The 12,338-nt window shown below is 65.2% G+C and carries 10 protein-coding genes; 4 read left to right on the forward strand and 6 right to left on the reverse strand.

Annotated elements, in window-relative coordinates:
• The first annotated feature begins 330 nt into the window (after positions 1-330).
• On the forward strand, positions 331-1,104 hold the full coding sequence (locus tag QQL28_RS20720) for a hypothetical protein (protein ID WP_284268239.1): 774 nt from the start codon (positions 331-333) through the stop codon (positions 1,102-1,104).
• Between the two features lie 216 nt (positions 1,105-1,320).
• On the opposite strand, the gene QQL28_RS20725 is transcribed toward QQL28_RS20720, so the two are convergent.
• Together QQL28_RS20725 and QQL28_RS20730 are read right to left on the reverse strand one after the other, a co-directional pair.
• Positions 1,321-2,091, reverse strand: a complete 771-nt coding sequence (locus QQL28_RS20725; protein WP_284268240.1) for an alpha/beta fold hydrolase — start codon at positions 2,089-2,091, stop codon at positions 1,321-1,323.
• A gap of 167 nt (positions 2,092-2,258) precedes the next feature.
• Complete coding sequence (locus QQL28_RS20730) at positions 2,259-2,723, reverse strand: Hsp20 family protein (protein WP_284268242.1); 465 nt, start codon at positions 2,721-2,723, stop codon at positions 2,259-2,261.
• A gap of 207 nt (positions 2,724-2,930) precedes the next feature.
• Here QQL28_RS20730 and QQL28_RS20735 point away from each other — a divergent pair, with 207 nt between their 5' ends.
• Entirely contained in the window at positions 2,931-3,878 is a 948-nt protein-coding gene (locus tag QQL28_RS20735) for an alpha/beta fold hydrolase (protein WP_284268244.1), read from the forward strand.
• Between the two features lie 33 nt (positions 3,879-3,911).
• Here the strand turns inward: QQL28_RS20735 and QQL28_RS20740 are convergent, their stop codons facing one another.
• Together QQL28_RS20740 and QQL28_RS20745 are read right to left on the reverse strand one after the other, a co-directional pair.
• The gene (locus tag QQL28_RS20740; protein ID WP_284268246.1) at positions 3,912-6,662 is read right to left on the reverse strand and encodes a di-heme-cytochrome C peroxidase; all 2,751 of its coding nucleotides are present in this window, start codon (positions 6,660-6,662) and stop codon (positions 3,912-3,914) included.
• Between the two features lie 185 nt (positions 6,663-6,847).
• Positions 6,848-8,644 (reverse strand): adenylate/guanylate cyclase domain-containing protein, encoded by a 1,797-nt coding sequence (locus QQL28_RS20745; protein ID WP_284268248.1) that lies wholly within the window; start codon positions 8,642-8,644, stop codon positions 6,848-6,850.
• Positions 8,645-8,864: 220 nt separating this feature from the next.
• Here QQL28_RS20745 and QQL28_RS20750 point away from each other — a divergent pair, with 220 nt between their 5' ends.
• A complete protein-coding gene (locus QQL28_RS20750) occupies positions 8,865-9,500 on the forward strand; it encodes a LysE family translocator (RefSeq protein WP_284268250.1) in 636 nt (211 codons plus the stop codon).
• On the opposite strand, the gene QQL28_RS20755 is transcribed toward QQL28_RS20750, so the two are convergent.
• The gene (locus QQL28_RS20755) at positions 9,497-10,249 is read right to left on the reverse strand and encodes a sulfite exporter TauE/SafE family protein (protein ID WP_284268252.1); all 753 of its coding nucleotides are present in this window, start codon (positions 10,247-10,249) and stop codon (positions 9,497-9,499) included. The two genes, QQL28_RS20750 and QQL28_RS20755, sit on opposite strands and share 4 nt — an antisense overlap.
• 93 nt (positions 10,250-10,342) lie before the next feature.
• Here QQL28_RS20755 and QQL28_RS20760 point away from each other — a divergent pair, with 93 nt between their 5' ends.
• Positions 10,343-11,233, forward strand: a complete 891-nt coding sequence (locus tag QQL28_RS20760) for a LysR substrate-binding domain-containing protein (protein WP_284268254.1) — start codon at positions 10,343-10,345, stop codon at positions 11,231-11,233.
• A 119-nt stretch (positions 11,234-11,352) separates the two neighbouring features.
• Here the strand turns inward: QQL28_RS20760 and QQL28_RS20765 are convergent, their stop codons facing one another.
• Complete coding sequence (locus QQL28_RS20765; protein WP_284268256.1) at positions 11,353-12,318, reverse strand: Bug family tripartite tricarboxylate transporter substrate binding protein; 966 nt, start codon at positions 12,316-12,318, stop codon at positions 11,353-11,355.
• Positions 12,319-12,338: the final 20 nt, after the last annotated feature.

Consider the following 12,338-nt stretch of genomic DNA (forward strand, 5'->3'; position numbering starts at 1 on the left):
GCATCTTCTTGGCGCTCGAGAGCACCGCTTTTCGTTGCAATCCCTGTGCCGGGATCACAAGCAAAATTAAGACAGCTTTCCTGTCCTAACCATCACCTTGCCAAAATTTTGTCTAGCACACAAGCACGCAAAAGTCCCGATTCCCAAGGTGTCAATCACGCGCTTTCCCGCATCAGGCGTCCCCGATTTGAGGCAAACGCGCCGCGATCCGGCCCTGAGGCCGTCGGAATCCCGGGGGAAGCTTCCGATCAGCCCTTCGAAAGGCGCGCCATGGCTGAACAAGCGAACGAGCGCATGCCGCCCCTAGGGCCTGACAGGAGCGTTCCGACCATGAAGTTGTTCACAGGATGGGTGGCTGCCGCCGCATGTGTGCTGGCGGTATCTGCTGCCGACGCGCAGGGGCTGGGGAACGGAGGACTGCGCGGGCCCACCACCGCGGTCTCGGATTTCGACGGGCCCTATGGTCCGCTCGAAGCGCCGCCGCGCCCCTATGGCTATGGGTACGGCTACGAGTATGAGCGCGGGCCCGCGCCGGCGTTGCTGCCGGCGACCGAGGTCTACGCCGTGCTGCGCGAAAACGGCTTCTCGCCGCTCGGCATCCCGCGCCTGCGTGGGCTGGTCTACACCATCGCGGTGGTCGACCGCCGCGGCGACGACGGCCGGCTCGTGATTGACGCCCGAGACGGGCGGATTTTACGTTTCGTGCCGGCCTTCGGGCCAGGTTTCGGCATGGGGCCGGCCTATGATGAAGGTGCGGTAGCCCCTTACGGGCCGCAGGGCGCGCTGCCGCCGCCGACCGTGATCCGCAGCGCCGCGCCGCGGCCGCCGGCGTCGATCCCGCATGTCGCAAGCCGCACCGTCCCGATTCCGAAGGCAGCCCCGCCGCGCGGCGAGACGCCTGTGGCCACCGCCAGGCCGGCGCCATCCGAGGCCGCACCACACCAGGCCCAAGCGCAGCAGCCGCAAGCTTCACAGCAAGCCGCCGCCGCGCAGGCCAAGCCCGCCGAGGCGCCGCAGTCCGCGGCTCCAACCGTCGGCCAGGCCAAGCCCGCCCCGACGATTTTGCCGACGCAGGAGATGCCCGCGGCGCAGGGGCTGGAGTAGGGCGCGCCGCATCTTGATCGTTCGATCTGCGCTGCGCGCCCCACTCACCGTGTCGTCCCGGCGAAGGCCGGGACCCATACCGCGAGGTCTATCGATGGGCTCGGTGCGAATACCGAACGACGAATCTTCGCCGAACTTCTCCCTGTGGATATGGGTCCGGGCCTGCGCCGGGACGACGTTTGGGGAGGGAGCTGCGCAAAACAAGAAAGTACGCGCTCAGCTCGGCCCGTAGCCCGCCGCCTGCAGGATCAGACTCGCCACTTCCTTCGGACGTGACACCAGCGACAGGTGGCCGGCATCGAGCTCGACGGTGGTCGCGTGCATGCGCTTAGCAAGGAAACGTTGCAGGTCGGGGTTGATGGTGTCGTCATTCTTCGACACCGCGTACCAGCTCGGCTTCGCATGCCACGCGGCGTCCGTGGTGCGGCCGGCGAAGATCGAGGCCGCCGTCGGCCATTGCACGGCATAGAGCTCCTTCGCCTGCTGCGGCGCGACGCCATTGGCAAAATATTTCAGGAACGCGTCCTCGGAGAGCTTTGTGAAGCCGTCGCGCTCGACAATGCCGGCGCGCACCGGGCCGGTCGGGAATTGCTTCGACAGCGCCACGAAATCCTCGTTTGCATCCGGCGCACGCGCGGCGATGTAGACGAGACCGGTCACCTTCGGATCGGTGCCAACCTGGCTGATGACGGTGCCGCCCCAGGAATGGGCGACCAGCACGGTTGGGCCATCCTGTTCGGCCAGCGCGCGTTGGGTGGCCTCGACGGAATCGGAGAGCGACGTCAGCGGGTTCTGCACGGCCGTGACGTGCAATCCTGCCGCCTGCAGGATCGGGATGACCTCGGACCAGCTCGAGCCGTCAGCCCAGGCACCATGCACCAGCACGACATTCTTCGCCTTCACCGGCGCCGTTGATTGTGCATGGGCAAGGGTGATGGGCGCGGCCAGCAGGCTCGCCGCGACTAACAAGGTGCGCCAGACTTTCATGGTCACATTCTCCGTCTGTCTTGGTCCGATGCCAGGAAGGACGGATCGCCAGGCGGCCTTGTTACGCTCCTTCACCGCTCTGTGATGCAGTGCAAGACCAGACAAACAAAAACGCCCCGGGGCACCGGGGCGTTTTCGCAACTTGAAAGTCGAATGCTATGGACGCCTTAAGCGGCCGCCTTCTCGCCCTCGATCACCTGGGTGGCCGACGCGCTGGTGTTGATCGCGATCTGGCGCGGCTTCTTGGCCTCGGGAATTTCGCGCACGAGGTCGACATGGAGCAGGCCGTTCTCGAGCGAGGCGTCCTTCACCTGCACGAAATCGGCAAGCTGGAAGGCGCGCTCGAAGGCGCGTGCGGCGATGCCGCGATAGAGCACTTCGGACTTGCTGTTCTCATTGGCGACTTTCTCGCCCTTGATCGTCAGCGTGTTTTCCTTCGCGACGATGGACAGCTCGTCCTTGGAGAACCCGGAGACCGCAACGGTGATGCGGTAGGCGTTCTCGCCGGTGCGCTCGATGTTGTAGGGGGGATAGCCGGGGCTGCCGTCCGAAGTCGTCTGATCGAGCAGGCTGAAGAGACGGTCGAAGCCGACGGTGGAGCGATAGAAGGGAGTGAGGTCGTAGGTACGCATGGTTAGTCCTCCATTGAGCGACTGATCTGGTAACCCGCCCGCCAATCGGGCCGGGCTTTAGTCTGTGTGCAGCCTGATGCTCGGGTTCCCGAAGCACTGGTAGCGGCCTGCACGAAAATGATATGGGTGGGTCGAAACAGCGTTCAAGAGGGCGATAGCAGCGCCTTTTCGGCGCTCCCGCCCCTTGATTCCTGGCATTTCCTGCCCATGACGCTGGTCTCGATTCCCGCCAATCCCGTTCCCGAAAACGTCGTCAGCGGCACCATCAAAACGCCCGACGGCGCCGAGCTGCGCTTTGCGCGCTGGGCGCCGCCCGCGGGCCGCAAGGGCACGGTCTGCGTCTTCACCGGACGCAGCGAGCAGATCGAAAAATATTTCGAGACGGTGCGGGATCTGCGCGACCGCGGCTTTGCCGTGGCGATGATCGACTGGCGCGGGCAGGGCCATTCCTCGCGCCGCCTGCGCGATCCGCGCAAGGGTTATGTGCGGTCCTTCTCCGACTTCGAGATCGACGTCGAGACCTTCGTGCAGCAGGTGGTGCTGCCCGACTGTCCGCCACCCTTCTTCGCGCTCGCCCATTCCATGGGCGGTGCCGTGATGCTCAGGGTTGCACATTCGGGCAAGCGCTGGTTCGACCGCATGGTGCTGTCGGCGCCGATGATCGACTTGCCGGGCCGCGCCACCTCGTTTCCGTCACGGGTCCTGCTCAAGACCCTGCGGCTGCTCGGGCAGGGCGGCCGCTACATTCCCGGCGGCAACGATCGCATCACTGGCATGGATCCCTTCATCAACAATCCCCTGACCAGCGATCCCGTGCGCTATGCGCGCAATGCGGCGATCCTCGAGGAGGATCCGACGCTGGGCCTTGCCTCGCCGACGATCGCCTGGGCCGACACCGCGTGCCGCGCGATGCACACCTTCAAGGGCATGTCCTATCCGTCCGAGATCCGCCAGCCGATCCTGATGCTGGCGGCCTCCAACGACTCCATCGTTTCCACCGCTGCGATCGAGGAGTTCGCCTATCACTTGCGCGCCGGCTCCCACCTCGTGATCGCCGGCGCCAAGCACGAGATCCTCCAGGAGCAGGATCGCTACCGCGCCCAGTTCTGGGCGGCTTTCGATGCCTTCGTGCCAGGCACGCCGCTGTTCGGGTGAGGGGGCAGCGCGCCTCCAAGCTAAACGAACCGGCTACAATGTCTTCAGATACTCGATCAGGTCGTAGCGCTCGTCGTCGTCCCGGAAGCCGCGGCCGATCACGCCCGGCGGTCGTTGCGCACCTGCTTCGCCTTCGAAGGAATGGCCGCCGACGCTGTTGCCGTTGACTGCGGATCCGTCGGGCCAGGTCGTTGTGAACCGTGTTTCGCCCGTGGCGCACTTTTCACCGTCGACGACGGCAAAGCCCACCTGCTTGGGATCGTAATCACGCGCGCCCATGCAGAATGATTTCGGCCGTTCGGCCGCAGGCTTGAACAGCCAGTAGAGCGAGGGCACCGAGCCGTTGTGCAAGTACGGCGCCGTCGCCCAGATGCCGTCCAAGGGGCGCGTGCGATAGCGCGGCGGGGGAGACGCGGGGTTGGGGCAATTCTGACGCACGCCCCACCACGTCTTCTGCTGCTCGTCGGTCATCTTCGCCTCGCTCATCCATTTCCGCGCGACGAGGTCGACCACTGTCATCAGCGCGAGCGAGTAGGGCATCTCGGCCTTGTCAGCCAGGCCCTTGCATCCCCACCATTCGGTGAGCTGCTGCGCCGGCTTCACGTTCAGGAAGCCCGGCACCTCGACGGTGCGTTTCGTCAGCACGTCGGCCTGCGCCGGATCGGTCTTGATCTCGCTGACGGGAATCTGAACGGGATTGAGCACCTTGCTGCTGCCGCTGTCCTCCCAATGCGACGAGGACCAGAACATCTTTTGCGGATTGTCGTCATGGTACTCCGCATCGTTGATCGGTCCCAGATGACAGCCGGCGCACATCTCTCCATAGATCTTGCGGCCCTTCTCGACGCGTTTGCCCTCGATCTTCCAGGCGCTGTCGCCGAACAGCTGCGACGGCCATTTCGGCGCCTGGAGCCCGCTGAACTTCTTCTCGGCCAGCGTGTCCTTGCCGGCCACCAGATGCTCGATCCACTCCAGGTCCTGGAGCGCGACGGAGGAGCGGAACAGCTTGTCGGCGGCATAGTCGTTGGACAGGTTGAGCAGCGCGGTGACACCGAGGGCTTCGCCGGCGTTGCGGATCAGCGGCTGCTCGATCGAGGCATCGTATTGCGCGTATTTGAGCCACGGCACGGTCCAGATCGGCGGGAAGCTCACCGGCGCATCCTGGGCATGCAGGTTCTTCTCAAAACCGTCGAGGCCGCTGAGCGCAAAGTCCTGTGAGAACACCTGGTTGCCGATGCGGTTGAGCGCGTCGAGCCGGCCGAAACCCTCCTCGGTGTCCTTCTGCTTCTTGTCCCCGATCGTCTTGTCATATTTGCCCTGCCAATCGAGCAGGAACTGACCGACCTCGCCGAGCCTCTGCTTGAGCTCCTTGCGCTCGACGTCGCTGGCGCCAGGGCCGAGCACGCGATCGGCGAAGCGCTTGAAGCGGGTTGGCAGCTTCCAAGTGTAGACAATCGAAAGGCCGGTTACGAGCTCCAGCTTCTTCAGGTCGGTCATCGCTGGTCCGCCGTCGAAGCGCACGTCGACGCCCTTGTAGCGGATATGCCCGGTGTGGCACGCCGCGCAGGTGAGCCCGATCTTGTCGTCCTCGCGGCGGCCGGAGGCGGGATCGATGACACCGGTCAGTCGCGCGAAGCCGACCGGCAGGCCGTCGACGTTCTCGACTGGAGTCTTCCACTCGCCATAGGAGGCGGTCGCCGGCGTCGTGTCGTAAACGTTGGCATAGCCGTAGCGGCGCAGCGTGGTCTCGTCGGTGTGGATGGTCTGCGGGCTCGGGATGAAGCCGAAGCGCTCGAGATAGGCGCTGTCCTTCAGCATGCCGTTTCGGAAGAACAGGTTGAGGGTCGGCTGCTCCAGCGCGACGAACCAGGCGTAGGGCACCGGAAAGGTCGCAGTACCCTGACTGACGTGGTGGAACCAGTGCCGATCCTCCAGTGACCAGTTCTGGTCGAGCCAGTAGGCCGTATTGGTTTGCGGCAGGGCGGGCAGCGGCGGCGGCAATATGGCCTGCAATTTGGTGGGTAGGATCGCGCGGACCTGGTTGGGGAATTCGGCAACGGCCACGACGGCGGCGGCTACAAGGAGCGCAAGAACTGCGGCGGCCTTGGCGATGCCGCGGACCACGTGCTGGCCGCGCGACAGCACGGGCTGGTTGAGCAATCGCTGCACGATCCGGCTGGGGAATTGGCGCGTCTCGAACAGCGTCCTGACTTCGGCGACGCTGAGATAGCGGTTCTTGCGGTCGCCCTTGCCCATGATGCGCAGCAGCACCGGCCACTCGCCCTTCATCAGGATCGGATAGTACCAGCGCTTGTTGTCCGCGCGTTCGAAGTTTGCGCGCATATAGGTGGTGACCTCGCCCTCGTTGAGGCCGCGCTCGACGCCGCCGCAAGGATCGGGATAGTCGCGGCCGAAGCTCGCCAGGCGGTCGATCTCGCCAGGATGCACCTGCGCATGCTCATCGAGGATGCGCGAGCCGGCGCCGTGCTTGTCCAGCGGGCCGTTGCGCAAATGATCGAGCTGCGCGCCCGACCACCAGCTCTTGAGGAGGCGCCAGGGACTGAGACCGTTGGCGATCAGCGCGACCTGATAGATCTCGATCTGCGCCTTGACCTTCCGCCAGCCCACCTCGCCGCTCGCCGCCCCGATGGTCTTCGACAGCGTGCCGAGCGGCACGGTGCCGCCCTTGACGAAGCCTTCGGCGACGAGGCCGCGCAGGAACGGACACGGGTTGTCCGGCGACACCTCGATCGGCGGGGTGAACGGCTTTGCGGGTTCATCCATGGCGCAAAATCCTGAAAGTAACGAATCATGGAAAGGCAACGCGCCGATAGAGCGCAGAAAGTCCTAACAAAGAGAAAGCGCTGGACCGGCAGCTTATACTACTACAGCGTGCAACGAAGTGTGGCCGAATCACTGCGCTGTCAACAGAAGCGCGCGTGACGGCACCACCTGTCGCGGTTTGCCCTTCAGGAATCTGCGGCGCGTTTGACGTCGCTCTGGATGAGGCTGAGCTTGACGAGCGGGACGCCCGCTTTCAGCAGCCCTTCGCGGTAATGGGCGAGGTCCGAAGCCTGCTTCCAGTGAAAATTCCTCAGGTGCCGCTCGACCGTCAGGCTCGGGTAGTTGCTCATCAGCACCTCGGCGGCCTCAGTGGCTTCGTCGGCCCGCCCGAGCTGCGCCAGTGCCGCGGCGCGGATCGCGAGCGCCTGCATGTGGTTCGGATTGATGTAGAGCTGCTCCCGGGCCCACGACAACGTCGCGTCGTATTGGCCGAGCATATAATGGCTGAACGCGTTCAGCGCCGCCCATTGGTAGCGCGGATCGCTGTTGCCGCGCTGCGCCGCCATCGAGAACAGCTCGATCGCCTGGCGATGCTCGCCGATGACGAAGTGGCAGATGCCGAGCACGCCACGCGCGCCCATGTCGTAGGGGTTGAGCGCGACGGCGCGCTTGGCCGCGTCCATCGCAGCCTCGTAGTGCCCGTCCTGCGCATGAACCCAGGACAGGATCGAGAATGCGAAGGAGGAGCGCGGGTCGAGCCGGACGCTGGTCTCGGCCAGATGCATCGCCGCGACCCACATCTCGCGCGAGCCCTTGACCCAGCCGAACTGGATGCTCTGGAGCTGGATCGTCGCGAGATAGGCATGCGCGATCGACAGCTTCGAGTCGAGCGCGATTGCCTCCTTGAACAACGCGATGGCGGTGTCGAAGTCTTCCTTGGTCTGCCGGTAGTAATGTGACAGCCCCTTCAGGAATCGGTCCCAGGCCGTGACGTCGTTGGTCTGGCGCGCCGGAGCCGAGGCTTCGGCGCGAAAAATCTCGGTCGCGATCGCAGCCGACAGGTTGGTCGTGATCTCGTCCTGCATGGCGAAGAGATCGCCGATGTCGCGGTCGTAGCGGCCGGTCCAGAGCTGCTCGCCGGTCTCCGGCGCAATCAGCTCGGCTGTGACGCGGATCTTGCTACCGGCCCGCCGCACCGAACCCTGGATCAGGTAGGTCGCGTCGATCTCGCGCGCGATCAGGCGGGTCGAGAGGTTCTTGCCCTTGAAGGCGAAGGTCGAGTTGCGGCTGAGCACGCGATAGAAGGATTGCAGGGCCAGCGCGTGGATCAGATCCTCGGTGAGGCCGTCGGAGAAATATTCATCGCCCGCGTCGCTTAGGTTGGCAAAGGGCAGCACGCCGACGATCGCGGTGCGATATTGCTGCGGCAGCGCCGAGACCTCCTTGGTCTGGGCTGCCTGCGCAGACCTGCCGTCCGGCATCCAGGTGAAGACGCCGACCGGCTCCTTGATGTTCTTGAAGCGGTGCGCGCCGGCATCGGCCAAGGGCATGTTGAGATGCTTGCCTGCCTCGCCATAGGCCTTGGCCGAGATCGCGAACCCGCCGGGGTTTGCCACCGATTCGAGGCGGACGGCGATGTTGACGTCGTCGCCGAACACCTCGTCCTCGTCGGCAATGATGTCGCCCATGTGGATCCCGAGCCGGAACTGCATGGCGCGGTCGGCGGGCAGGTGCTCGTTGCGCTCCGCCATCAGCATCTGCATCGCGATCGCGGCTTCGGTGGCGCCGACGATGCTGGGGAATTCCAGCAGGAAGCCGTCGCCGGTGTTCTTCACGACGCGGCCGCCATGATTGAGGATGATGGGATGGATCGCGCTGCGATGGGCCTTGAAGGCGGCGTGGGTGCCTGCCTCGTCAGTGCCCATCATGCGGGAATAGCCGGCGACGTCGGCGCAGACGATGGCGGCCAGGCGTCTCTCCATATCCTCGCAGGCTCCAAGGGATCGGGCACCGGCCACCGACGTGGCGGTCGTCCGCGAATCCGTGCATTTCCAGAACCTAGTCCTTATAGAGCACGCGCAGGCAAGCGGAAGTGTGATCCGCATTGCAATTTCGTTGCAAATCCTACGCAAATCCGGTGGTGGACGCGAGCGACCGAACCGACTAAGCCGGCCGCTTGGGCGGCCTTGAGGGACGCGAGACATGCTCGGCATCCACGAACTCTGGCTCTTCATCCTGTCGGGCGTGGCTCTCAACATCACGCCGGGACCAGATACGGTCTATGTCATCGGCCGCAGCTTGCAATTGGGCTGGCGCGGCGGGGCCGCAGCGGCGTTCGGCATCAGTTGCGGCTGCTTATTCCACGTCACGGGTGCGGCAATCGGTCTCTCGGCGCTCTTGATGGCCTCGTCCACCGCGTTCGCGGTCGTGAAGCTGGTGGGAGCTGCCTATCTGGTGCTGACCGGCTTGCAGATGCTGTGGTCGCGGCCGGTGCTCGCGGGTTCCCTGACGGGTGAGGATGGGCGGACGCCGCTCCGGCGGGTTTTCCTTCAGGGCGTCTTCACCAACGCGCTCAATCCCAAGGTCGCGCTGTTCTTCCTGGCCTTCCTGCCGCAATTCGTCGCAGCCGATGCCCCGCACAAGCCGCTCGCCTTCCTGACGCTTGGCCTGATCTTCATCTGCACGGGCACCTTGTGGTCGCTGTTCCTGGCGGCGTTTGCCGCGAGGGCCGCGCTGCGGCTCCGGCGGTCCGACGGAATCATCGCCTGGATCAACCGCGCGCTCGGCGGGCTCTTCGTCTATCTCGGCTTCCGCGTCGCGATGCTGGAAGCGCGCTAAACAAACTCCTTCGCCAGTGCGCTACCGACGAGGTAGAGGCCGAGCAGGATCATCGCGATCAAAAACCAGCGGCGAAATGTTTCGGCCGGCATCTTCGAGCGCAGCGACTGGCCGATGAACATGCCGGCAAAGGCACAGGCCATGGCGACGATGCCCGGCACGGCGTTGGCCGGCGTGAGCAGCCCGCCTGCGGTGAGGTTGAAGGCGAGCGCGAGCGTTGCGACCGTGAAGAACACGCCGAGCGCCTGCACCAGTTCGTCCTTCTCCATGCCGATCGCCTGCATGAACGGCATCGACGGGATCACCTGCACGCCGGTGGAGGCCGAGATCACGCCGGTGACGACGCCGACGGCACCGCCGACCCATTTCTCGTTCTTCGGCGCGACGCGGAACTGGAACTTGTTCAACCCGATGATCGCGTAGATTACCAGCAACAGGCCAAGCACCACCGTGCCATAGCGCGCATAGGGGCCGGTCAGCGCGCCGGCATTGAGCCAGCTTCCGATCACGGTGCCGAGCATCAACGGCCATAGCCGCCTGAGGATGTCGAGCAGGTAAGGGCCGACGAAGGTCTGCCAGATGTTGGTGATGATCGCCGGCACGATGACGATGGCGATCGCCCGGCCCGGCGCCATGGTCACCGCGAGCAGGCCCATCGAGACGGTCGGCAGGCCGAGTCCGATCACGCCCTTGACGAATCCGGCGAGCAGAAAGACGGCGGCAATCAGAATGATGAGGGGGTCGATCATGCCGGCGACATTGACCGATCGTCGGGGAAGGCACAATCTGGAGGTTACGGAGCCAGCCTTCGTCCAGAACGAAGGCTAACGGAGATTTATCCCGTGCGATTTGACCTCGTCGACCTCCAGCTCTTCATCGCGGTGGCGGATCAGCGCAGTATCACCCGCGGCGCCGAGCGCTCGCATCTGGCGTTGGCCTCCGCGAGCGCGAGGATCAAGGGTCTGGAGGACGCGCTCGGCGTTGCGCTTCTGAAGCGCGGGCGGCGCGGCGTGGAGTTGACCGCCGCGGGCGAAAGCCTGCTCGACCATGCGCGGCTCGTCATCCACCAGGTCGAGGCGATGCGCGGCGATCTCGCGGGCTTTGCCAGTGGGGTCAGGGCGAGCGTGCATTTCCTCGCCAACACCTCGGGGCTGTCGGAGCATCTGCCGAAGGCGCTTGCCGGCTTCCTGCGCGATCACCGTGACGTCGCCATCGACATCGAGGAGCGCGAGAGCACCGACATCGCGGCCGCGATCACCGCGGGCGCCGCCGATCTCGGCTTCGCCGCCGAGCACGCGCTACCCGATCACATCGAGCGTTTCCCGTTCAGCGAGGACCGCCTGACGCTGGTGACCTCGCGCCGCGGCCCGTTCGCCGGCCGACGCCAGATCGATTTCCAGGAGGCGGGCAGTTGCGATTTCGTCGGACTGACAAGCGCCACCGCGCTCCAGGTCCATATCTCGAAACACGCCGCTCGGCTCGGCATGCGCCCGCATTTCCGTGCGCGCTTGCGTGATTTCGATGCGATCTGCCAGATGGTCGCCGCCGATGTCGGCGTTGCGCTGGTGCCGGAAGCGGCTGCCCGCCGCTACGCGAAAACGATGCCGATCGCCATGGTCCGCCTGCGCGATCCCTGGGCCAACCGCAAGCTCGTGATCTGCGCGCGGAGTTTCAGGACTCTGGCAAGGCCGGCGAAGATGCTGGTGGAGCATTTGCGCGCAGCGGCGATGTGAGGTGCGCGCAGCGCTGATGTGAACTTACAATGTGGCCGCATGCTCCGCTCTGCTCCCTCCTCCGCAAGGAGGAAGGGAACGCGCCTGTCTCGTGGCGGTATCTTGCGTCAAATCGTCCGCTACTTCGCCGTCTCGACGCCGGCGTCCTTGATCACCTTCGCCCATTTCGCGGTCTCGTCCGCGATGAACTGCCGAAAATGCTCGGGGCTGTCGCCGATGAGTGTCGCGCCTTGTGCAGCGAGCTTCTCCTTCACCGCCGCATCGGTCATCGCTTGCGTCGCGAGGCGGTGCAGCTTGTCGACGATCTCCTTCGGCGTGCCCTTCGGCGCCACCATGCCGTACCAGTTCTCGATCCGTAGGGCCGGAAAACCCGCTTCGGCCGTGGTCGGCACCTCGGGCGCGGTGGGTGCGCGGTCGGGCGAGCCGACGGCGATGGGTTTCAAGGCGCCTGCCTTGATCTGCGGCAGCAGCACGGGGAGATCGAGGAAGGTCATTTGCACCTGCTGGCCCAGCAAATCGTTCACCGCGGGCGCCGCGCCGCGATAGGGCACGTGGACGATGTCGATGTTCGCCGTCAGCTTGAACAATTCGCCGGCAAGATGCGGCAGGCTGCCGGGTCCCGAGGAGGCGAAGTTGAGCTTGCCCGCTTGAGCCTTCGCGAGCGCGACCAGCTCGCTCATGTTCTGCACCGGCACGTTGGTGGCGACGACCAGCATCTCCGGAACGGTTGCGACCAGCGTGACCGGCGTCAGGTCGGCGAGCGTGTCGTAGGCGACCTTCTCCATGCTCGGGCTGATCGCGAGCGCACCCGCGCTGGAAATCGCGATCGTGTAGCCGTCGGGAGCAGCCTTTGCGACCGCATCGGTGCCGAGCACGCCGCCCTGGCCGCCGCGATTGTCGATCACGACCGGCTGGCCGGCGATCTCGGACATGCGCTGGCCGATCACGCGGGCGATGATGTCGTTGGGGCCGCCGGCCGGGAACGGCACGATCAGCTTGATCGGCTTGGCGGGGAAATCCTCAGCCATCGCCAGCGATGGCAGGAGCAGCAGCAATCCAAGGAGAAGCCTGCGTGAGACGGTCATGCAAGCCCTCCGCTCGCTCT

The sequence above is a fragment of the Bradyrhizobium iriomotense genome (genome assembly GCF_030160715.1).
Lineage (GTDB): Bacteria > Pseudomonadota > Alphaproteobacteria > Rhizobiales > Xanthobacteraceae > Bradyrhizobium > Bradyrhizobium iriomotense.